Below are 20,258 nucleotides of genomic sequence, written 5' to 3'. Positions count from 1 at the left end.
GGGTTTGCCTCAGCGCACTGCAAACCCGTTGGCCTTGGCCAGGTCGCGCAGGCCCAGCCACTCGAGGTTGTGCTGGGCCTGCTTGATGTCGGCGCTGGTCAGCGAGCCGAGCAGGCTGGTGAGGCCGCCGTTGGGCAGGATCACCGGCAGGCCGTTGCTGCAGTTGGCGCCGAACGGCCCTGCCGGCACCGCGAAGTCCGGCTTGTCCGTGCGTGCCTCGCTGCGGAAATCCAGCGCATGCGCGAGGTTCATCGACCAGTCGCCGCGCGCGCCCAGCTTCTCCAGGCCGAAGCGCCAGCAGATGAAGTTGAGGATCGAATTCACGTCGAGCTGCAGGTGGCTGACATGGCCCTTGCGCGCACGCGGCCCGATCAGCACGCAGGGCGTGCGGAAGCCCAGGCGGCCGTCGTTGGGCAGCGCGGCCTCGTTGGCCGTCACCGGCCCCACCGGCGGCACCACGTGGTCGTAGAAGCCGCCCCATTCGTCGTAGCAGACGATCATCAGCGTGCGTTCCCACTTCGGCCCGTCGCGCAGCGCGCGGTAGATGCCGTCGAGGAAGGCCTGGCCGTTGCGTACATCGGCCTGCGGGTGGTCGTCGTTGGAGGCGCCATCCGGCGACTCCTGCAGGAAGCGCGGGTCCACGTAGCAGACATCGGGCAGCAGGCCCAGCGCCGCGTCGGTGTAGAAGGTGGCCGCAGGGCGCGAGATCAGCAGGTGCTTCGTGCCCCATAGCGCCGTCAGCGGCAGGTCGTTGAAGTAGTAGAGGCCGCTGCGTCCCTTGTCGGCGAGGCGGCTCCAGATCGTCGGCAGCTGCGAGATCGTGAAGTCGTTGGAACGGCGGTCGGTTTCCCCGGAGTGCATGTAGAAGCGGTTGGGGAAGGTCGAGGCCAGGATGCCGTGGAAGTAGCGGTCGCAGACCGTGAAGTGCTCCGCCGCGCCCTTGTAGAACGGCAGGTCGTCGGCCTCGTAGTAGCCGATGGGGAAGTGGTCCGTATCCACCACGGTATCGCCGACGGTGTCGAGCCAGCCGTCCATCCTGCCGTTGTTGAGATGCTTGCGGCCGCCGTCGTAGCCGTGGTTCGGATCTTCCTTGCCGCAGCCCTGGTAGCCGTAGGCCTCATGCTGCGACAGACGGAAGGTCTCGATCTGGCGCCCGGCCTTGTCCGGGAACTTGAGCCCGGCCTGGCGGCCGTCGGCCCCCGGCACCCAGCCCAGCATATGGTCGAAGGAGCGGTTCTCCATCATCACCACCACGATGTGGTCGATGCCGGAGTCCTCCGGCTTCGGCAGCGTCTCCGCCGGCGGTGCGGCGGCGGGATCGGTGCCGTCGCTGCTGCCGCAGGCCGACAGGCCCATGGCAGGCGCGGCCGCCAGGCCCGCGAGCAGGCGGCGGCGCGAGTTGTCGATGGAATCGTCCTTGGGCTTGCTCATGAGTTCCCCCTGGCCTTGTCGAGGCCACTCAGGCTGGCGTTTTCTTGTGTCAGTGTTTTGAAGCAAAAGCGCCCGGCCCACCAGTCGCGGCGGCTAGTAAAAATGGCCTTGACGCAAAAATTTCACTTCCGCCCCCGGCCCGCGCAGGCATCCTTGCCGCTTTGCGACCCGACCGAAGCCCATGCCCAAGTTCCTGCCGCGCCTGTCCGTTCCCGGCCTTTTGCTGCTGCTCTCCGCCTGCGGCAGTTCGGACCCCTCGGGGGTTGCTCCGGGTACGGGCAATCCGGGAGCCGCCAGGTCGTGCGATGCTTATGCCGGCCCATCGCTGGCCTCGCTGCGGCACTACCGCGGCGCCCTGCACGAGCACAGCTCCTACTCCGACGGCGACATCCACTCGATTCCCGCGGACTATTTCGCGGCCGGCAAGGCGGCGGGCCTGGACTTCATGGGCAGCAGCGAGCACACCGACAATCTCGACCCGCTGGTGTTCATCTCCCTGGGCAGCGACTGCTTCAGCACGCCGGACGGGCTGCTGACCTGCCTCACGCCCAGCGTGGACGAGCTGAACAAGTGGGAGTCGATCCGCCGGCAGACCGAGGAGGCGAGCGGCGAGGACTTCCTGGCCTTCCGCGGCTTCGAGTGGACCTCCGACCGCTTCGGCCACATCAATGTGTTCTTCGGCAAGGACCAGACCAACGCCAAGACCGACGGCGGCTACCTGCTGACCATGGAATCCTTCTGGAGCTGGTTCACGCGCTCGCCCGACACGCCGCTGCTGGGCGGCGGCGGCGACAGCATCGCCATCTTCAACCACCCGGGCGACAAGACCCTGGGCGACTTCGATCCGGGCCGCAACTGGTGGATGCTGCGCCACGTGCCGCAGGCGGACGAGCGCATGGTGGGCATGGAACTGTTCAACGGCGGCAGCAGCGACCGCTACGTCGACTGGTACGCCCTGGCGCTGGACAACGGCTGGCATGTCGGTGCGGTGAGCGGCGAGGACGAGCACGGCACGAACTGGGCCTCGCCGGAACTGCCCAAGACCGTGATCCTGGCGGCGGACCTGGCGCCGGCCACCCTCAAGGACGCGATGCTGGCGCGGCGCATGTACGCCGTCGTCGGCAACCAGGACCTGGTCGTGGAGATGGACGCCGAGGGACACCCGATGGGCTCGCGCCTGGGCTGCGATGGCAGCGCCACCGTTCCCCTCAAGGTCTCGGTGCGCCGCCGCGACGGCAGCCCCTTCACCGGGCGCATCGCGCTGTTCGACAAGGCCGGCGAGCCGCTGCTGCGCAGCAGCGGCGCAAGCCTGGAGCAGGCCTTGCCGGTGTCCGCCAACGAGCGCTGGTACTACGCGCGCGTCGAGGACGAGGCCGGCGAGGCCCTGGCCTACACCAGCCCGGTCTGGATCAGGGCGCGCTAGGAACTTCCGAGAAGTCCGCTCGTGCCGAGCCTGTCGAAGCACGGGCGGACTTCCCCCACGACCGGTCAACGAGTCGCCGTCCAACCTTCGGCGGGCTCAGGGCGAACGGTGATCTTTTCAGGGCGTCCCCAGAAGCGAATCGCCACGCCGGCGAACGCCGGCATCCAGTCCCGACCAGGAGTAGCCCACCCACGGCTGGATACCGGCTTTCGCCGGTATGACGATTTCTTCCTGATGCCGCTCCGAGGGTGGTACCGGAACAAGACACCCTAGCGGTCCGCTCCGGCGTCCTCGTGACGCGGCAGGCCATCGGCGGTCTCGAACCAGCCGATGCGGCTCTGCCGCCAGATGTGGTACTCGGGCGGCACGCGCTCCGGGGCGTCGAGGCTGGCCAGGGTGACGTCCACGGTCGTGGCGCCGGCCCGGCGGCGGAAGGCGAGCTGCGTGCCGCAGCGGCCGCAGAATTCGCGCTGGCTGTGCGGGCTCGAGTCGAAGATGGCCGGTCGGCCGGCGCCATAGGCGAAGCCTGCGACCGGCACCGTCAGCCAGGCCAGGACCGGCGCGCCCGCGGAACGCTGGCAGAGGCGGCAGTGGCAGTAGCCGGCATCGACGATATCGGCGCTGATCCGGTAGCGGACCGCACCGCAGAGACAGCCGCCGTCGAGTGCTTCCACGGCGGCGGGGGCGGCTAGCCGGCCGCGGCCTGCAGCTTGCAGCCGCTGAAGAGGGCCTTGCCGTCGCGCTCGATGGTGGCCTCGTCGCCCCTGCCCCAGAACACCAGCTTGTCGCCGGCGTACTTGGCGCCGGAGGCGGATTCCGCCTGGCTCAATTCCACCGCCGCCTCGCCGGGCAGGGTCAGCGCGATCCGCTCGGACTCCGCGTCGAGCATCGCCACCGTGACCTTCGCATCGCCCTCGCAGCGGTAGAGCATGGTCATGGGCTGGGCCGTGGCGGGTTCTTCGATGACCACGTTCTCCGGCGCGGGCAGCGGCGCGGCGGGCGCCGGTGCTTCGGCGGGAGCGGCCGCCTCCGGCCCGGCGCCGCGCGAGCAGCCGGCAAGCAGGGCGGCGATCAGCAGCAGGCGCAGGGCGGGCATCGGGTGATCCTCAGCGGGGACGCAGCGGCGTCCAGTTCTCGCCGTTGTCCGAGGTCAGGATGTTCCTGGCGTCGGCGGCCAGGTAGAGCTTGCCCCAGTAGCCGTACTTGTAGCCGGTTTCGTCGTACTGGTTGGGCGTCTGGTCCAGGGCATCGCCGCAGGCCGGCAGGGGCAGGTTGCCCACGGCCTTCCAGGCGCCTTCGCCGTAGACGCTGCAGCTGCGTTCCTCGACCTGCGGCACCGCGGACGGCGGCGGCAGGACCTCGGCGGCGGCCACCGGCAGCGCCGCCGGCTGCAGCGGTGCGGCAGCGTCGAGGATCGCCTTGACCGAGCCACGGTAGCCGAAGGCGCTCCAGCTGCGGCCCAGGTCCTCGGAGCGGTAGAAGTAGTTGTTGTCCGCCGCCACCAGCTGGCGGCCGGCCAGGCCGAACTTGAAGCCCTGGCTGTTGAAGGCGGGAACGGCCTGGTCCATGGCCCGCAGGCAGGATTCCAGGGAGCCGCGGCCCAGGGTCTGCCACTGCCCGTTGTCGTAGGCGCGGCACAGCGCCGCGGGAGCGTCCTGCGCGGCGGCGGCAAGGCTGGAAAGGCTGAGCAGCGCGAACAGCGCGGCACGCATCGGGTGGACCATCTTCGACGCTCCTGGAAACGGGTGCGCCGACTCTACCATGCCAGCCTGCCGGGCGAGCCCGGCGGGGAAGGATCAGGCCCCCGGGCTGGCGGTGGCGCGGCCGCGGATGCGGGACAGCAGGCCCATCACCCGGTTGGCCACGCTGCCGCCGGCCTCTTCCGGCTGGCGGATCTTCTCCACCTGGTAGGCGGCACGCAGCTTGGGAGCGTCGCGCAGCGCGCGGTGATGGCGCAGGGCCGAGGCGATGTTCATGCCCAGGGGGCCGCGGCGTACCGGCTTGGGCAGCAGGCGGTAGACCTGGCCCTGGTTGATCAGGCCGATGAACACGCTGACGTCCTGGAACGGCGTCAGCACCAGGGTGACCACCTCGGGATGCTGGGCCTTGAGCAGCTTGAGCAGCGGCGTCACCGTCTCGCGCTTCACCACCAGCTCGGACACGATCACCGCGATCTCGTGCTGCTCGATCGCCGCCATCGCGGCGTCCAGGGTCTGGGCCCAGAGCACGGTCATCGAGGGGCCGACGATCTCCTGCACGGCCTGCACCACCTCGGCGTCGTCGTCGATCACCAGCAGGGTCTCGCCCGGCGCCGGCTGCCGGCCCGGCAAGGCCAGGGCGGCCGGCGCCACGAAGCTGCCGGTCTCGGTGAACAGCGGCTGCGGCGGTGCGACCGGGCCGGCGGCCATCAGCGAGCGCGAGATTTCCGCGGCCTGGCGCACGGTGTCGCGCAGCTCGGCGGCGTCCCAGGGCTTGTTGATGAAGCGGAAGATCTCGCCCTCGTTGACCGAGGCGACCACGGCCTCCAGCTCGGAGTAGCCGGTCAGCAGCAGGCGCATGGTGTTGGGCGATTTCTCGCGCACCTGGCGCAGCAGCTCGGCGCCGCGCATGACCGGCATGCGCTGGTCGCTGACGATGACGTGCACCGGCTCGCGGCCGATGATGGCCAGGGCCTCGTGCGGGTCGGTGGTGGCATGCAGGCGGTAGTCGCCGCGGAACAGCATCGCCAGCGAGCGCAGGATGCGTTCCTCGTCGTCGATCAGCAGCAGCGTTGGCTTGGGGGTCATGGGGGATCTCGGCTTCAGGCGGCGATGGCGGCCACCCGCTCGGCCGGTTCGGCCGAAGACCCTGCCGACTCGACCGGCAGGCTGATGACGAACTTGGTGCCGCGGCCCGGCTCCGACACCACGTCGATGCGGCCGCCATGGGCCTGCACGATCTGGAAGCTGATCGACAGCCCCAGCCCGGTGCCCTGGCCGATCGGCTTGGTGGTGAAGAAGGGATCGAAGATCTTCTTCAGGACCTCCGGCGGCATGCCCTTGCCGTTGTCCTGGATGTGGATGCGGACCCAGCGCTCGTCCGCCTCGGTGCGCAGCAGCAGCTTGCCCTGGTCATGCTCGATCGCCTGGGCGGCGTTGGTCATGATGTTGAGCAGCACCTGGTTGATCTGCGAGGGCGAGCAGCGGACCGGCGGGATGTCGCCGAAGCGGCGGATCACCTCGACCCGGGCCTTGAGCACGTTGTTGGCGATGGTCAGGGTCTGTTCCAGGCAGTCGTTGAGCGAGACGTCGGCGACGCGGGCCTGGTCCAGGCGCGAGAAGTTGCGCAGGCTCACCACCAGGTCCTTGATCGTGTCCACGCCGAACAGGGTGTCGCCGAACAGCGCCCGGGTATCCTCCAGCAGCTGGCTCTCGCGCAGGTCGGCCATCAGCGCGGCGCACCGTGCCATCTGGTCACCCAGGCTCTGCTCGTCCGCGGCCTCGTCGCCGAGCATCCGGCCCAGATTGTCCTGCGCCTCGATGATTTCGCCGAGCTGGTCGAACACGCCGCGCACCATCTCGACGTTGTTGCGCACGTAGCCCAGCGGCGTGTTGATCTCGTGGGCCACGCCGGCGACCATCTGGCCCAGCGAGGCCATCTTCTCCGACTGCACCAGCTGCGCCTGCGAGGCCTGCAGCTGGCCGTAGGCCTCGCCCAGTTCGCGGGCGGACTGCTCCACGCGGCGCTGCAGCGCCGAGATCAGGTCCAGCACGATGCCCATGCCCAGGTAGCGGCCCTGGTCCACGATCACGAAGTCCTCGGTGATCGGCGAGCCCAGCTTGGCGGTGATGCGGGCCGCGGCCTGTTCCAGGGTGCTGCTCACGTCGACCACCAGCGGCTCGGTGTTCATCGCCTGCGTGACCGGGCGCGGGCCGAAGATCTCGCGGCCGAAGCGGCGCAGGAAGATGCCGTTGAGGGTGTGGCGGCTCAGCGTGCCGACCGGCGTGCCGTCCTGCGTCACCACCGGCAGGCACAGCATGCGCGCGTACTGCGGGTTTAGGAACAGGTCGGCCGCGGCGTCGATCGTCAGCTTGGGGCCGACGGGCGCCACCGTCTGCAGCAGTCCGCCGATCTCGCCGGACGCGGCGGCCGGATGGGGCAGGGTGGGGAGAGCGGCGGTCATAGCCCTCTCAGGCTACGCGGCCGCGGTTACGGCTTTGTTTCAGCGCGGTGACGACGCGCCGTTCAATCGCGGCGGCGTCAGCTGGCCCTGATCTGCCAGCAGCGGTGCGCCGGCGGCGGACGCTTGAAGTCCTCGTCCAGCGTCTGCGCCGTGATGTCCTTGATGGCCAGCCCTTCCAGCTGCGCCTCGTCCAGCTTGAAGCCGCGGCGGTTGGTGGAGAAGTACAGCACGCCGCCCGGCGCCAGCAGCGCCGTGCAGCCGCGGATCATCTCGACGTGGTCGCGCTGCACGTCGAGGATGCCTTCCATCTTCTTGGAGTTGGAGAAGGTCGGCGGGTCGCAGAAGATCAGGTCGTAGCGCTCGGCCGGCTTGCTGGCGGCGACCTTGAGCCACTGCATGCAGTCGGCGCGCACCAGTTCGTGGGGCGCCTGCTGCTTCGCCCGCCAGGGCGAGGCGCCGCCGGCGGGCCGGCGCTGTTCGCGGCGGTCGCGCAGGGTGCCGGTCTGCTGGCTGTCGAAGCCGTTGAGGCGCAGGTTCTCCGCGGCCCAGTCGAGGTAGGTATTGGACAGGTCCACCGACACCGAGCGGCTGGCGCCGCCCATCGCGGCATGCACGGTGGCGGCCCCGGTGTAGCAGAACAGGTTGAGGAAGCGCTTGCGGGCGCTCTCCTCCTGGATGCGCTTGCGGATCGGCCGGTGGTCCAGGAACACGCCGGTGTCGAGGTAGTCCTCGAAGTTCACGCGCAGCTTGCAGCCGTACTCGTCGATCTCGAGGAAGCGGCCGATCTCGTCGTGCTTCTCGTACTGCGCCGTGCCCTTCTGCGACTTGCGCATCTTGAAGTGGATGCGCGAGGCCGGCACCTGCAGGATCTCGCTGGTATGCGCCAGGGCCTCGCGCAGGCGGATCTCCGCCTTCACCGGGTCCACGGTCTTGGGCGCGGCGTACTCCTGCACGTGCACATGCAGTTCCTCGTCGGCCTGGTAGAGGTCCACGGCGATGGCGTAGTCCGGCAGGTCGGCGTCGTAGACGCGGTAGTTGGTGACGCCGCAGCGCTTGGCCCACTTGCCCAGGTGCCGCAGGTTCTTCTGCAGGCGGTTGGCGTACTCCTCGCCGCCACGCGGCTGCGGTACGGCGGGCGCGGGGTTGATGTCGAAGTTCAGCAGCTTGCAGGACAGCGCGCCGTTGAACAGCGAGTACATGCGGCCGGCGCGCAGGCCCAGCCGCGGCCCCAGGTCCGGCCGGCTGGTGAAGACCGCGGCCTTCCAGCCGGGGAAGTGCTGCTTCAGCGACATGCCGAACAGCGAGTACAGCTTGATGATCTCGCCCTCCGCGCCCAGGCGCTCGCCGTAGGGCGGGTTGGTGACGACCAGGCCGGACATCGCGCCGATGGGGCGGGCCTCCAGCGCGTCGCGCTGGGTCCAGTCGATCTTGCCGGTCAGGCCGGCCTGCGCCGCGTTCTTGCGCGCCGACTTCAGCGCGCCGAGGTCGATGTCGCTGCCCGCCATCGGCGGCAGCTTCTTCAGGCCCTCGTTGCGCCGGGCCACGGCCTCGGCATGCAGGTCGGACCAGAGCTTGGGCTTGTGGTCCAGCCAGGCCTCGAAGCCCCAGTTCTCGCGCATCAGGCCCGGCGCCACGTCCGCGGCCATCCAGGCGGCCTCGATCACCAGCGTGCCGGATCCGCACATCGGGTCCACCAGCGGCGCGCCCTGGGCGGCGAGTTCCGGCCAGCCGGCGCGGATCAGGATCGCCGCGGCGAGGTTCTCCTTCAGCGGCGCCTCGACGCCGCGCAGGCGGTAGCCGCGGCGGTGCAGGCTGTCGCCGGCCAGGTCCAGGCTCAGCGTCGCCTGCTCCTTGTCCAGGTGCAGGTGGATGCGGATGTCCGGGTTGTCGGTATCCACGTCCGGGCGGTGTCCCACCGTGTCGCGGAAGTGGTCGACGATGGCGTCCTTCACCTTCAGCGCGGCGTAGTGCGTGTGCGTCACCGCCGCCGAATGCCCGGCGACCTCGATGGCGAAGCGGTGCGAGGCGGTGAACAGGTCGTCCCAGGCCAGCTCGCGCGCGGCGCCGTAGAGCGCGTCGGCGCCGTCCAGCGGGAAGGTCCGCAGCGGCAGCAGCACGCGGCTGGCCAGGCGCGACCACAGGCAGGCGCGGTAGGCCACGGCGGTATCGCCCACGCAGGCGACGCCGCCGATGCGCTCCTTGACCTCGGTGGCGCCGAGCTGGCTCAGTTCGGCGGCGAGCAGGGGCTCGACGCCGCGGGGCGTGGTGACGAACAGGGGAAATGCGGACATCCCGCAATTATCGCACGCCGGCCTGTCAGGCCGGGCGCGCCAGCTCGCGCTCGTAGGCGTCCAGGATGGCCTCGCTGAAGCAGGCGAAGATCACCTCCACCGGCTGGCGCCGGGCGGTGACGAAGGCGCGGACCTCGCGCACCGCGATGGCGGTGGCGGCGGCCACGGGATAGCCGTAGACGCCGCAGCTGATGGCCGGGAAGGCGATGCGCGCCACGCCATGCTCCAGCGCCAGGCGCAGGCTGTTGCGGTAGCAGAGCGCCAGCAGCTCCGGCTCCCCCGCTTGCCCGCCCTGCCAGACCGGGCCGACGGTGTGGATCACCCGGGAGGCCGGCAGGCGGTAGCCGGCGGTGACGCGGGCCTCCCCGGTGGGGCAGCCGCCGAGGCCGCGGCACTCGGCCAGCAGTTCCGGCCCGGCGGCGCGGTGGATCGCGCCGTCCACGCCGCCGCCGCCCAGCAGGCTTTCGTTGGCGGCGTTGACGATGGCGTCGACGTGCAGCCGGGTGATGTCGGCGAGTTCGGCGTAGAGCTGCGGCGCGGTCATGCGCCGCAGCTTATCTCCCGCGGGAGGGCAGAGGAATTACCAGGCGAAGCCCGCCGCCTGCGCCAGCGCCGGCGCGGTGAAGCCCGGCGGAGTGGCGCGAGCCCGGCGAGGCAGGGGCCGCGGCGCCTCGTGCTTGGCTTCCAGGCGTTCCAGCAGGTTCAGGCCGTCGGCCCAGGGGCCATAGCCGCTCTCGGTGTTGACGTGCCCGGCGTCGCCCAGGCTGAGGAACTCGCTGTCCCAGGTGGCGGCCAGCGCGCGGGCGCGTGACTGGCTGAGCCAGGGGTCGGACTGGCTGCCGACCAGGATGCTGGGAATGCCCAGGGGCGCCTGCGGCAGCAGGCGGGTGATGCCGAACTTCTCCGGTGCCGCCGGGGCCACCAGCAGCAGGCCGCGGACCTTGGGCGCCACGCGGCGCAGGGCATGGACGCTGGCCAGGGTGCCGAAGCTGTGCGCGATCAGCACCACCGGGCGGGGGTCCGGGTTCACCGCCGCCACGACCTGGGCGCTCCAGCGTTCCAGGTCGGGCGTGTTCCAGTCAGCCTGCTCGACGCGCGAGGCGCCCAGGGACTGTTCCCAGTGGGTCTGCCAGTGCCCGGGGCCGCTGTTGCGCAGGCCGGGAACGATCAGGTACCGCAGGTTGGCTTGCCAGCTCATGTCCATTTCTCCAGTTGCCGGCAGGTTACTGGAGGGACATTCAACAAAAAAGGAATTTGGAATTGTATTTATATTCCAAAACGGGCATCCCGCCGCTGGATTTCCAGCGACTCGAAGCAGGCCGGCTCTTGCCAGGGGCGGCGCAGCAGGCCCAGCCCCAGGGCCGCCGCGGCCAGGGCCGCCAGCGCCGACCACAGGATCAGCAGGGGGCGGCCTGTGTACTGCAGGGCGCTGCCGCTGGGCACCGCTGTATACAGATCGGCATTCAGCGGCTGGGCGGGATCGTAGCGCACCCACAGCGGCTGCCCCGGCGCCAGCGGCGCGTCGCGCAGGAAGCGGCGCTGGTGGCCGTCATAGCGCAACTCGTAGAGATACTGCTTCGGACCGGCGCCGCGGTCCTGCGGCAGTTGCTGGGCCTGCTCCAGCAGCAGGGTGGCCGGGGCGGTGCGGCCGTCACGGTCCAGCACGGCGGCGCGGCGCAGTTCGTGGACCAGCCCGGCCCCCAGGGCCAGAGCCGCAGCGATCAGGGCCACGCCCAGCAGGCTGCGCAGGCCCTGCGGCAGCGCGGGCTGCGGGGCTCCGGGGTGAAGCGGGCGGGCGGTGGACATGGCGCACTCCTTGTCGAGGGTGGCCGCCAGTGTCGCCCCAGCCCCTGTCTTGCGGCAGACACAGGGATCGCCGGCTTGCGAGCCATTCTGTGCCCCTGGAGTGGAATCCGGGGGGGTACAGATGCTCAGTCCTGCCTCTGTGCCCGATGCCGCAGCCAGGCCAGCCAGAGCCCGCCGGCGACCAGGATCGCCGCCAGCAGGGCATAGCCGCCGGGTCCGGGGTCGCGCAGCAGCCGGCGCAACTGGTGGCCGAAGGCGGTCACCAGCAGGTTGCCGGGCAGCAGGCCGATCAGGGTGCCGGCCATGAAGGCCCGGAAGCGCACGCGCAGCGCCCCGGCCGCCAGGTTGACGACACTGAAGGGTGCGACCGGCAGCAGCCGCAGGCCGGCCACGCCCGGTACGCCGCCCCGGCGCAGCAGGCGGCTGAGCTTGTCGATGCTGCCGATGTGCAGGGCCTGCAGGCGCTCCTGGCCGTAGCGCGCGCCCAGGCCGTAGAACACGGCGGCGGCGCCCAGGCTGCCGCCGAGGGCGTAGGCCAGGCCGAGGCCGCTGCCCATGGCCAGGATCACCGCGACGTTCAGCAGGGTGTTGGGGAACAGCAAGGCGCTGGCCAGCAGGTACAGGCCCAGCACCGCCAGCGGCATCCAGGGGCTGTGCCGCAGGCTCATCAGCCAGTGCGCGATCTCCCGCGGCTCGGCGATGTCGTGAAGCGGCGTCCAGCGCCAGGCGCCGGCCGCCAGCAGGGCTGCCGCCAGTACGGCGGCCGCGGTGAGCATGAGAATCCGCCGGCTTGCGTCCGGCTGTGGGCGGAGAGAGGGCATGCGTCCTTGCCTGCCGGGGGTGATGCCTCATCTGACCGGGAATCCGGCCCGCGGTTGCATGCGGTGCTCAGATCGGCAACTGCAGGGTGTGCTTGACCTCGCGCAGCGCCAGGCTGGTGTACATGTCCTGGAAGTGGGGCAGGTGGGCGATCTTCTTCTTCACGATCGCTTCGTAGCTGCCGACCGAGGCCGTCACCACCTTGAGCACGTAGTCGTAGTTGCCGGTGGTGGAGTAGCAGTCGAGGATTTCCGGGATGTCCAGCACCGCGCGCTCGAACTCGATCAGCGCCTTCTCGTCGTGCCGCGACAGCTTGATCGAGGCGAAGGCCGTGATGTCCAGGCCCAGGGGCTCGCGGTTGAGGCGGCAATGGCTGCCCAGGATCACCCGGTCGCGTTCCAGGCGGTCGATGCGCTTCCAGGTCGGCGTGTGGCTCAGGCCCACGGCCGCGCCGATCCGCTCGATCGACAGCTTGGCGTCCTGCTGCAGCAAGCGCAGGATGGCCTTGTCCGTCTCGTCCATGGGCTCTCTCCTCCGCAGGATGATCCTGCCATTGAAGTGCCTCTATGCAGGATAAAAATCTACTCCTGCGGCAAATCAATAGATAGTGCGCAAGGACTCGCCTACCGCACCCTTCCTAGAATCGGATCCATCCGGTCTGGAGGTGCACCATGGACCTGCCGCTCGCCGAACCGCCCGCGGGGCTTCGAAACCTCAGCCTGCAGGACAAGTACCGCTGCAGCGGGGAGCCGGTCTACCTGAGCGGCACGCAGGCCTTCGTGCGCCTGCTGATGCTGCAGAAGGAGCGTGACCTGCTCGCCGGCCTGAACACGGCCGGCTTCGTCTCCGGCTACCGCGGTTCGCCGCTGGGCGGCGTGGACCGGGCGCTGTGGCAGGCCGGCGCCGAACTGCAGCGCCATGGCATCCGCTTCCAGCCGGGGCTCAACGAGGACCTGGCGGCCACCGCGGTCTGGGGCACGCAGCAGGTCGGCCTGCAGCCCGGCGCCAAGGTCGATGGCGTGTTCTCCCTGTGGTACGGCAAGGGTCCGGGCGTGGACCGCTCGCTGGACGCGCTCAAGCACGCCAATGCGGCGGGCACCGCGGCCTACGGCGGCGTGATCGCGCTGGCGGGCGACGACCATGCCGCCAAGTCCTCCTCGCTGCCGCACCAGAGCGACCATGTCTTCGCCGCAGCCGGCATGCCCGTGGTGTTTCCGGCCAGCGTGCAGGAGATCCTGGACCTCGGCCTGCATGCCTGGGCCATGAGCCGCTATGCCGGCGTCTGGGTGGCGATGAAGTGCATCTCCGACGTGGTGGAGTCCGCGTCGTCGGTGATCGCCGATGCGCGGCGCGTGGAGCCGCGCCTGCCCACGGATTTCCCGCTGCCCGAGGGCGGGCTGTCGATCCGCTGGCCCGACTCGCCGCTGCAGCAGGAAGCCCGCCTGCTCAACCACAAGCTCTATGCGGTGCTGGCCTACATCCGCGCCAACGGCCTCAACCACGACGTGACGCATCCTCGCCATCCGCGCTTCGGCATCATCGCCTCGGGCAAGGCCTGGCTCGACACGCTGCAGGCCCTGGCCGACCTGGGCCTGGGCCTGCGCGACTGCGAGGAGATCGGCATCCGCCTGCACAAGGTCTCGGTGATCTGGCCGCTGGACGCCACCACCTCGCGCGGCTTCGCCACCGGGCTGCAGGAAATCCTGGTGGTGGAGGAGAAGCGCCAGCTGATCGAGTACGCGCTGAAGGAGGAGCTGTATGGCTGGCGCGACGACGTGAGGCCGCGCGTCATCGGCAAGTTCGACTCCCGCGACGGCGGCGAGCACGCGGTGCCGCAGGGCGAGTGGATGCTGCCGATCCGCGGCGAGCTGTCGCCGGCGCAGATCGCCAACGCCGTCGCCTCGCGCGTGCTGCGGATGGAACTGCCCGAGGGCCTGCGCGAGCGCGTCTCGCAGCGGCTGGCGCAGATCAACCGCCTCTGCGCGCGCAGCGCCGATCCGCTGGAGGCGCGGCTGGCGTACTACTGCTCCGGCTGCCCGCACAACACCTCGACCCAGGTGCCGGAGGGTTCGCGCGCCCTCGGCGGCATCGGCTGCCACTACATGGCGCTGTGGATGCCCGAGCGCCGCACCGCGACCTTCACGCAGATGGGCGGCGAGGGCGTGCCCTGGATCGGGCAGGCGCCGTTCACCGCCGAGAAGCATGTGTTCGCCAACCTGGGCGACGGCACCTACTTCCATTCCGGCACGCTGGCGATCCGCGCGGCGGTGGCGGCGGGCGTCAACATCACCTACAAGATCCTCTACAACGACGCCGTGGCGATGACCGGAGGGCAGCCGCTCGACGGCGTGCTGACCGTGCCCCAGATCGTGCGCCAGCTGCAGGCCGAGCGTGTCGCGAAGATCGTCGTGGTGTCCGACGACATCGACAAGTACGCGCAGGCCGAGGAGCCGATTCCCGCGGGCACCGAGGTCCACCACCGCGACCACCTGGAAGCGGTGCAGCAGCGGCTGCGCGAGCTGCCGGGCTGCACGGTGATCGTCTACGACCAGGTCTGCGCGGCGGAGAAGCGCCGCCGCCGCAAGCAGATCGTCGACGGCCGGCCGCTGATGGAGGACCCGCCGCGGCGGCTGTGGATCAACGAAGCGGTCTGCGAGGGCTGCGGCGACTGTTCCGCCCAGTCCAGCTGCCTGTCGATCGAGCCGGTGGAGACCGCGCTCGGCCGCAAGCGCCAGATCAACCAGTCCACCTGCAACAAGGACTATTCCTGCGCGAAAGGCTTCTGCCCGAGCTTCGTGACCGTGAAGGGCGGTCGCCTGCGCCGCCAGGCCGGGGCGTCGCAGGGCGAGCTGCAGCCGCCGGCGGTCCCGCCGCCGCGGCTGCCGGCCCTGGAGGCGCCCTACGGCATCCTGGTGACCGGCATCGGCGGCAGCGGCGTGGTGACCATCGGCCAGTTGCTGGGCATGGCCGCGCATCTCGAGGGCAAGGCGGTGACGACGCTGGACATCACCGGGGTTTCGCAGAAGGGCGGCGCGGTGCTCAGCCACGTGCGCCTGGCTCCGGCCGGCGCGGCGATGACGGCGGCGCGCATCGGCACCGGCAGCGCCGACGCGGTGATCGGCTGCGACCTGGTGGTCACCGCCGGCGAGGAGGCCTTGTCCAAGATGTCGCCCGGACGTACGCACGCGGTGGTGAACAGCCATGTCGCGCCGACGGCGCGATTCCTGCACGACCGCGACTGGCGCTATCCGGCGGAAGCGGCGCAGGCGAAGCTGCGGGAAGCCTGCGGCGAGGACCGCAGCGATTTCGTCGAGGCGGGGCGGCTGGCGGCGGCCCTTGCCGGCGACAGCCTCGCGGTGAATCCCTTCATGCTGGGCTATGCCTGGCAGCGCGGGCTGCTGCCGCTGTCGCGCGAGGCCCTGCGCCGGGCGATCGAGCTCAACGGCGTGGCGGTGGCGCAGAACCAGCAGGCTTTCGAATGGGGGCGCTACGCCGCGCATGACGCCGCCGGGCTGCGGCGCCTGCTGGCGCCGGCGCAGGTCGTGTCCCTTCCGCCGCGCGAGCCGCCGCTGGCGCAGCGGGTGGTGCAGTGCTCGGCCCTGCTGGCGGACTATGGCAACGGCGCCTATGCGGCCCGCTACCGCCATCTGGTGGAGCGGGTCGAGCAGGCCGAGGCCGGCCTGTCCGCCCAGCGGCGCCTGAGCGAGGCGGTAGCGCGCAACTATGCCCGGCTGCTGGCCTACAAGGACGAGTACGAGGTGGCGCGCCTGTATTCCTCGCCGGCCTTCCGCGAACAGCTCGCGCGGGTCTTCGAGGGTGACTATCGCATCGAGTACAACCTGGCGCCGCCGCTGCTGGCACGCCGCAACGACCGCGGCGAGCCGCTGAAGCGCTCCTTCGGTGCCTGGATGGGCGTGGTGCTGCGGCTGCTGGCGAAGCTGCGCTTCCTGCGCGGCACGCCGTTCGACGTGTTCGGCTACACGCAGGACCGGCGCGACGAGCGCGAGCTGATCCGCCGCTACGAGCGGACCATGGAGGAGATCCTGCCGGCGCTGTCGCCGGCCAACCTGGCGACCGCGGTGGAGATCGCCGCGCTGCCGGAGCAGATCCGCGGCTTCGGCCACGTCAAGCGGGCGAGCCTGCGGGCGGTGGAGCCGCAGTGGGAGCGCCTGATGGCGCGGTTCCGCTCCGCCGCGCCGGCGAAGCTCAGCGCCCGCTGAAGCGCGGCGCGCGCCGGGCCAGGGCGGCCTCCACGGCTTCGCGGTGGTCCTCGGTTTCGTGCGCCAGCGCCTGGAAGGCGGCCGAGAGCTGCAGCACGTCGCCGAGGCGCTGCTGCTGGCCCTCGCGCAGCAGTCGCTTGGACAGGCGCAGGGTCTTGGCCGGGTTGGCGGCGATGCGCTGCGCCATCGCCAGGGCTTCGGGCAGCAGCGATTCGGCCGGCAGCACGCGCGAGACCAGGCCCAGGGATTTCGCCGTGGGCGGGTCGATGCTGTCGCCGGTCAGGATCAGTTCCGAGGCGGCGGACAGGCCGATGATGCGCGGCAGGATCCAGGCGCCGCCGTCGCCCGGGATCAGGCCCAGGCGGATGAAGCTGGAGGCGAAGCTCGCCTTCTCCGAGGCCAGCCGGATGTCGCAGAGGCAGGCCAGGTCCAGGCCCAGGCCGATGGCCGGGCCGTTGATCGCGGCGATCATCGGCAGCTCGCATTCCCACAGCGCCTCGATGGCGCGCTGCACGCCGCGGCGGTAGCTGGCGCGGATGTCCACGGCACCGTCGGTGGCATCGGCGATGCCCTGGCGCTGCTGGATCGCCTGCAGGCTGCCGCCGGCGCAGAAGGCGCTGCCGGCGCCGGTCAGCACGATGCAACTGGCGCGGCTTTCCTGGGCCTGGCGCAGCGCGGCCGACAGGTCCTCGCAGTCGGAAACCTCGGCGATGGCGTTGCGGCGCTCGGGACGGTCCAGGCGCAGGGTGACGATGCCGTTGTCGAGGCTGTAGTGGACGAAGGGGGTGCTCATCGAGGGGTCCTGTCATGCGGGCGCGAACGGCGGCGAGGGTAGCAGGGCCGACGCGACCCGGTTTCCTTGACATCGTTAATTTAACGACGTTAATGTTTCCCCATGCCCAGAGCCCAACTCACCGCCGACGAGCTGGAAGCCATGCGCCGCCGCCTGTCCGCGGCGGGGCTGGAAATCTATCGCCAGGACGGCCTGGAGGCGGTCAGCTTCCGCCGCCTGGCCGAGCAGCTGAGGGTCAGCCACACGCTGCCCTACCGCTACTTCGACAACAAGGACGCGCTGCTGGCGCGCATGCGGGTGGACGCGCTGGCGCGCTTCGAGAGCGAGGTGCGCGAGCACGAGTCGCGCGCCGACGGGCCGATGGCGCAGGTACATGCGGTGGCCGAGGCCTATGTCGCCTTCGCGCACCGCAACCAGGCGGAGTACCTGCTGATCTTCGCCACGCACCAGCCGGCGGTGGAGCAGTACCCGGAGGTGATGGAGGCGCGCCGCCGCATCTTCGAGCATGCCGTGGACGTGCTGCAGCGCTGCATCGACGGCGGCCTGCTGCGCGGCGAGGCGCGGGAGCTGGCCCATGCGCTGTGGGTGACGCTGCACGGCCTGATGAGCCTGCACGCCGCCGGACAACTGATACACGGCAAGCCGCTGGACGAACTGGTGGAGCCATTGCTGGGGCGGCTGCTCAGCGCCTACAGGACCTGAAGCGGCGCTTGGCGCCCGGGTGCATCGGAGGAGAACCGATGAGCAAGACGATCGTATCGCTGGACCGCCTGGACCCCGAGCAGACCGCGCGCTTCCGGCAACTGACCGCCGCGCCGCCGCTGGCCTGGCCGACGGCGATCCTGTGGGCCGTGCTGGTGACGAGCTTCCTGTCGGTGTACTGGCTCTGCGGGACCGGCCGCTGGCCGCTGTGGCTGGGCATGCTGTCGAACACCGGCGTGGGCTACATCGCCTTCAGCGTGGCGCATGACGCGATCCACCGCTCCATCTCCAAGAACACCCGGCTCAACGACCTGATCGGCCAATGGGGCCTGAACGTGGTGCTGCCCTACGTGGACCTGCGCATGTTCCGCTGGGCGCACATCCTGCATCACCGCTTCGCCAACGGCGTGCGCGACCCGGACCAGGTGTTCCACGGCGCGTGGTGGACGCTGCCGTTCCGCTGGGCCTTCATCGACCTGTTCTACTTCGTCTTCGCGCTGCAGAACGGCGACAAGGTGTCCCGGCCCTTCCTCAACGCCTGCCTGCGCCGCGCGGCGGTGTTCGTGCCGGCTCTGCTGGCCCTGGTCTGGGCCGGCTACGGCATGGAAGTGCTGATGCTGTGGTTCATCCCCTCGCGCCTGATCCAGATGGCGCTGGGCTTCAGCTTCTTCTGGCTGCCGCACGTGCCGCACGACGTGTCGCAGGAGGAGAACTTCACCCGCGCCACCACGATCCGCCAGGGGCACGAGTGGTTCATGGGGCCGGTACTGCAGTACCAGAACTTCCACCTGATCCATCACCTGTACCCGGCGACGCCGTTCTACAACAACGGCAAGGTCTACCGGCTGATCGAGCGCGAGCTGCAGCACAAGGAGCTGGCGGTGCAGCACGGCTTCGCCATCCATCCGACGATCCACCCGGCGCGCTGAGGAGCTGACGATGCGCCGCTACCAGTGCCGCTATTGCTCCCACGTCTACGACGAACGCCTGGGCGACCCGGACAGCGGCATCGCGCCGGGGACGCGCTTCGAGGACATACCGGACGATTGGATGTGCCCGGAGTGCGGGGCGGCCAAGTCGGACTATGACTTGATCGCGGAGTAGTGAGGGCTTGAGAAAGCCTGTTCGAGTCAGGGCAAACGGCAGCTTTCACTGCGCGAATCTGGTTGGAGGTCTGCTTCCAGCCCATGGCAGCCTTCAGGTTCGACGATCTCGATGCCTGGAACCGGCGATGGCAGATCGCCGGTTCTCCGCCATTGCGGTGATTGGCGAAAGGCAGGTTCAGGGATCGCCATTGGGTTCGACGCAGCCGCGTGTCGACCAAGCAGGTTTTCGCGACCGCACCGCTTGCCTGGCTTGAAAACGGGTTCGTTGGGGTTTCTGTATCCAATCACGAAATTCATCCGGATCGATGTCGTCCCGGGCTGTATCCAGCGCGAATGCGGAAAGCGCGATTGAAGTTGGATGGATCGGCAAACCCGAGCGAGTACGCCACTTCATTGGCACTCATGCCACGGCCAAGGCGTTCGCAGGCGATGTCGTGCTGGATGCGGCTGGCAAGCGCCCTGAACGAAGTGCCTTCGTGCTCGAGGTAACGGTGCAGCGTTCGTGTCGACATGTTGAGTTGCGCCGCCAGCTCTTTCTGAGTCGGCAGGCCGTCTGCGACCTCACGCAAGGTCATTGCGACCCAGTCGGCGAAGCGCCCGCCATCGGCTGCCTTCTGCACCAGCGAACGACAACGGTCCTCTGCAACCCGCAGCGCGTGGCTGTCCGCCATTTCGAGGTGTAGTTCCTTCGGGGGCGCCAGGATGCGCAACATGACGCTGGGCGTCGTGCTGGCTTCAAAGCGAACGCGCACGTCTTTGAGTTCTCTCTGGTATCGACGCAGGTGCGGTGGTTCCGGTATGGACAGATCGAGACGGCAGGGCGGACGCCGCCCACCGGTGAGATCGCTGACTTCGCGCAGGGCAGCCATGCCGATCGCTTCGAGATGGAATGACAAGCTGAGGTGGCTCATGGCAACACGCGGCCTGAACTGCATTTCGCCATAGTCAGGGCGACTGACGTAGCGCATGCTGAAACTGGGCATGACCAGGCGGAAGTACTGCGCTTCGAAGCGCAGGGCCTCGTCCAGAGTGGCGCTGTTGAGCATGCCGAAGCCGACGAAGCTGTGAGCATTGGCGCTCAATTGCTTGCCTACTTCGAAGCCCAGGTCCGTTCGCTCCAGGTTTCGCGACAAGTCACCGAGCAGTTGATCCACCTTCGACACGGGGATCATCGCGTCTGGCTGGGACAGCAATTGCGGCGCTATGCCGATCCGATGCAGGGCGGCTTCGAGGCCGTCCGCCAGTTCCGCTGAAACCCCTGCAAGCCGCGCGTAGTAGCGCGCGGGCACCTTCAGATCAGCGTCCATGGCGGCCTCCTGCGCATCACGCCATCCCAGATTGGCTGATTATGACCATTTAATGGCTGAAAATCACCATTGCCCGGATCGGTACTGAAGCAAGCTGCGCTCACCGTTCAAACGCTGTGGGAGGGGATAACAATGAGCACTCTGGAAATTTCGGCCGAACAGGCCAAAGGATGGAACGACGGCCAGCGCTCGTCCCAG

General features: G+C 69.6%; 19 protein-coding genes. 5 read left to right on the top strand and 14 right to left on the bottom strand.

All coding sequences use genetic code 11. From position 1 onward, the window contains the following. Nucleotides 1-9: 9 nt before the first annotated feature. On the bottom strand, nt 10-1,431 hold the full coding sequence (locus C3942_RS06695; protein ID WP_104229609.1) for an alkaline phosphatase family protein: 1,422 nt from the start codon (nt 1,429-1,431) through the stop codon (nt 10-12). A 181-nt stretch (nt 1,432-1,612) separates the two neighbouring features. Here C3942_RS06695 and C3942_RS06690 point away from each other — a divergent pair, with 181 nt between their 5' ends. Next, nucleotides 1,613-2,854 carry a CehA/McbA family metallohydrolase domain-containing protein gene (locus tag C3942_RS06690; protein WP_207766002.1) on the top strand — a complete coding sequence of 414 codons (1,242 nt, stop codon included), beginning with the start codon at nt 1,613-1,615 and terminating at the stop codon, nt 2,852-2,854. 269 nt (nt 2,855-3,123) lie between these two features. Here the strand turns inward: C3942_RS06690 and C3942_RS06685 are convergent, their stop codons facing one another. The 11 genes from C3942_RS06685 to C3942_RS06635 form a co-directional block, all read right to left on the bottom strand. After that, a complete protein-coding gene (locus C3942_RS06685; RefSeq protein WP_104229608.1) occupies nt 3,124-3,528 on the bottom strand; it encodes a GFA family protein in 405 nt (134 codons plus the stop codon). Between the two features lie 14 nt (nt 3,529-3,542). Further along, complete coding sequence (locus C3942_RS06680) at nt 3,543-3,950, bottom strand: MliC family protein (RefSeq protein WP_104229607.1); 408 nt, start codon at nt 3,948-3,950, stop codon at nt 3,543-3,545. Between the two features lie 10 nt (nt 3,951-3,960). Then, nucleotides 3,961-4,578 carry a hypothetical protein gene (locus tag C3942_RS06675; RefSeq protein WP_104229606.1) on the bottom strand — a complete coding sequence of 206 codons (618 nt, stop codon included), beginning with the start codon at nt 4,576-4,578 and terminating at the stop codon, nt 3,961-3,963. Between the two features lie 72 nt (nt 4,579-4,650). Next, on the bottom strand, nt 4,651-5,640 hold the full coding sequence (locus C3942_RS06670; RefSeq protein ID WP_104229605.1) for a response regulator: 990 nt from the start codon (nt 5,638-5,640) through the stop codon (nt 4,651-4,653). 14 nt (nt 5,641-5,654) lie between these two features. Then, nucleotides 5,655-7,016 (bottom strand): sensor histidine kinase, encoded by a 1,362-nt coding sequence (locus tag C3942_RS06665; protein ID WP_104229604.1) that lies wholly within the window; start codon nt 7,014-7,016, stop codon nt 5,655-5,657. Nucleotides 7,017-7,093: 77 nt separating this feature from the next. After that, nucleotides 7,094-9,307, bottom strand: a complete 2,214-nt coding sequence (rlmKL, locus tag C3942_RS06660; protein WP_104229603.1) for a bifunctional 23S rRNA (guanine(2069)-N(7))-methyltransferase RlmK/23S rRNA (guanine(2445)-N(2))-methyltransferase RlmL — start codon at nt 9,305-9,307, stop codon at nt 7,094-7,096. A gap of 25 nt (nt 9,308-9,332) precedes the next feature. Beyond that, entirely contained in the window at nt 9,333-9,851 is a 519-nt protein-coding gene (locus C3942_RS06655; RefSeq protein ID WP_104229602.1) for an O-acetyl-ADP-ribose deacetylase, read from the bottom strand. Nucleotides 9,852-9,887: 36 nt separating this feature from the next. Continuing rightward, nucleotides 9,888-10,505: an RBBP9/YdeN family alpha/beta hydrolase gene (locus tag C3942_RS06650; RefSeq protein WP_104229601.1), complete on the bottom strand. Its 618-nt coding sequence runs from the start codon at nt 10,503-10,505 to the stop codon at nt 9,888-9,890. Between the two features lie 68 nt (nt 10,506-10,573). Beyond that, nucleotides 10,574-11,113, bottom strand: a complete 540-nt coding sequence (locus tag C3942_RS06645; RefSeq protein WP_104229600.1) for a DUF3592 domain-containing protein — start codon at nt 11,111-11,113, stop codon at nt 10,574-10,576. Between the two features lie 125 nt (nt 11,114-11,238). After that, a complete protein-coding gene (locus C3942_RS06640) occupies nt 11,239-11,889 on the bottom strand; it encodes a TVP38/TMEM64 family protein (protein WP_165797355.1) in 651 nt (216 codons plus the stop codon). Between the two features lie 112 nt (nt 11,890-12,001). Further along, a complete protein-coding gene (locus tag C3942_RS06635; RefSeq protein WP_104229598.1) occupies nt 12,002-12,454 on the bottom strand; it encodes an Lrp/AsnC family transcriptional regulator in 453 nt (150 codons plus the stop codon). Nucleotides 12,455-12,603: 149 nt separating this feature from the next. Between C3942_RS06635 and C3942_RS06630 the strand changes: the two genes are divergently transcribed. Further along, on the top strand, nt 12,604-16,152 hold the full coding sequence (locus tag C3942_RS06630; RefSeq protein WP_104229597.1) for an indolepyruvate ferredoxin oxidoreductase family protein: 3,549 nt from the start codon (nt 12,604-12,606) through the stop codon (nt 16,150-16,152). Here the strand turns inward: C3942_RS06630 and C3942_RS06625 are convergent. After that, nucleotides 16,139-16,945, bottom strand: coding sequence for a crotonase/enoyl-CoA hydratase family protein (locus C3942_RS06625; protein ID WP_104229596.1), 807 nt, complete (start codon nt 16,943-16,945; stop codon nt 16,139-16,141). The genes C3942_RS06630 and C3942_RS06625 overlap by 14 nt on opposite strands. A 102-nt stretch (nt 16,946-17,047) precedes the next feature. On the opposite strand from C3942_RS06625, the gene C3942_RS06620 reads away from it, so the two are divergent. Genes C3942_RS06620 through C3942_RS06610 form a run of 3 tightly spaced genes read left to right on the top strand, consistent with a single transcriptional unit; the run spans nt 17,048 to nt 18,751 of the window. After that, nucleotides 17,048-17,647: a TetR/AcrR family transcriptional regulator gene (locus C3942_RS06620; protein WP_104229595.1), complete on the top strand. Its 600-nt coding sequence runs from the start codon at nt 17,048-17,050 to the stop codon at nt 17,645-17,647. A 38-nt stretch (nt 17,648-17,685) separates the two neighbouring features. Then, nucleotides 17,686-18,576 carry a fatty acid desaturase gene (locus C3942_RS06615; RefSeq protein WP_104229594.1) on the top strand — a complete coding sequence of 297 codons (891 nt, stop codon included), beginning with the start codon at nt 17,686-17,688 and terminating at the stop codon, nt 18,574-18,576. A gap of 10 nt (nt 18,577-18,586) precedes the next feature. Next, the gene (locus C3942_RS06610) at nt 18,587-18,751 is read left to right on the top strand and encodes a rubredoxin (RefSeq protein WP_104229593.1); all 165 of its coding nucleotides are present in this window, start codon (nt 18,587-18,589) and stop codon (nt 18,749-18,751) included. A 295-nt stretch (nt 18,752-19,046) separates the two neighbouring features. On the opposite strand, the gene C3942_RS06605 is transcribed toward C3942_RS06610, so the two are convergent. Further along, nucleotides 19,047-20,060, bottom strand: a complete 1,014-nt coding sequence (locus C3942_RS06605) for an AraC family transcriptional regulator (RefSeq protein ID WP_104229592.1) — start codon at nt 20,058-20,060, stop codon at nt 19,047-19,049. Between the last annotated feature and the right edge of the window lie 198 nt (nt 20,061-20,258).

The organism is Solimonas fluminis (genome assembly GCF_002930645.1).
Taxonomy (GTDB): Bacteria; Pseudomonadota; Gammaproteobacteria; order Nevskiales; family Nevskiaceae; genus Solimonas_A; species Solimonas_A fluminis.
This window is presented reverse-complemented; position numbering and strand designations above follow the sequence as displayed.

What these genes read in the sequence shown, in the direction of transcription:
- C3942_RS06695 (WP_104229609.1), bottom strand. Translation starts at nt 1,431, where the DNA reads ATGAGCAAGCCCAAGGACGATTCCATCGACAACTCGCGCCGCCGCCTG.
- C3942_RS06665 (WP_104229604.1), bottom strand. Translation starts at nt 7,016, where the DNA reads ATGACCGCCGCTCTCCCCACCCTGCCCCATCCGGCCGCCGCGTCCGGC.
- C3942_RS06690 (WP_207766002.1), top strand. Translation starts at nt 1,613, where the DNA reads ATGCCCAAGTTCCTGCCGCGCCTGTCCGTTCCCGGCCTTTTGCTGCTG.
- C3942_RS06605 (WP_104229592.1), bottom strand. Translation starts at nt 20,060, where the DNA reads ATGGACGCTGATCTGAAGGTGCCCGCGCGCTACTACGCGCGGCTTGCA.
- C3942_RS06620 (WP_104229595.1), top strand. Translation starts at nt 17,048, where the DNA reads ATGCCCAGAGCCCAACTCACCGCCGACGAGCTGGAAGCCATGCGCCGC.
- C3942_RS06680 (WP_104229607.1), bottom strand. Translation starts at nt 3,950, where the DNA reads ATGCCCGCCCTGCGCCTGCTGCTGATCGCCGCCCTGCTTGCCGGCTGC.
- C3942_RS06630 (WP_104229597.1), top strand. Translation starts at nt 12,604, where the DNA reads ATGGACCTGCCGCTCGCCGAACCGCCCGCGGGGCTTCGAAACCTCAGC.
- C3942_RS06645 (WP_104229600.1), bottom strand. Translation starts at nt 11,113, where the DNA reads ATGTCCACCGCCCGCCCGCTTCACCCCGGAGCCCCGCAGCCCGCGCTG.
- C3942_RS06615 (WP_104229594.1), top strand. Translation starts at nt 17,686, where the DNA reads ATGAGCAAGACGATCGTATCGCTGGACCGCCTGGACCCCGAGCAGACC.
- rlmKL (WP_104229603.1), bottom strand. Translation starts at nt 9,307, where the DNA reads ATGTCCGCATTTCCCCTGTTCGTCACCACGCCCCGCGGCGTCGAGCCC.
- C3942_RS06675 (WP_104229606.1), bottom strand. Translation starts at nt 4,578, where the DNA reads ATGGTCCACCCGATGCGTGCCGCGCTGTTCGCGCTGCTCAGCCTTTCC.
- C3942_RS06655 (WP_104229602.1), bottom strand. Translation starts at nt 9,851, where the DNA reads ATGACCGCGCCGCAGCTCTACGCCGAACTCGCCGACATCACCCGGCTG.
- C3942_RS06625 (WP_104229596.1), bottom strand. Translation starts at nt 16,945, where the DNA reads ATGAGCACCCCCTTCGTCCACTACAGCCTCGACAACGGCATCGTCACC.
- C3942_RS06635 (WP_104229598.1), bottom strand. Translation starts at nt 12,454, where the DNA reads ATGGACGAGACGGACAAGGCCATCCTGCGCTTGCTGCAGCAGGACGCC.
- C3942_RS06610 (WP_104229593.1), top strand. Translation starts at nt 18,587, where the DNA reads ATGCGCCGCTACCAGTGCCGCTATTGCTCCCACGTCTACGACGAACGC.
- C3942_RS06640 (WP_165797355.1), bottom strand. Translation starts at nt 11,889, where the DNA reads ATGCTCACCGCGGCCGCCGTACTGGCGGCAGCCCTGCTGGCGGCCGGC.
- C3942_RS06670 (WP_104229605.1), bottom strand. Translation starts at nt 5,640, where the DNA reads ATGACCCCCAAGCCAACGCTGCTGCTGATCGACGACGAGGAACGCATC.
- C3942_RS06650 (WP_104229601.1), bottom strand. Translation starts at nt 10,505, where the DNA reads ATGAGCTGGCAAGCCAACCTGCGGTACCTGATCGTTCCCGGCCTGCGC.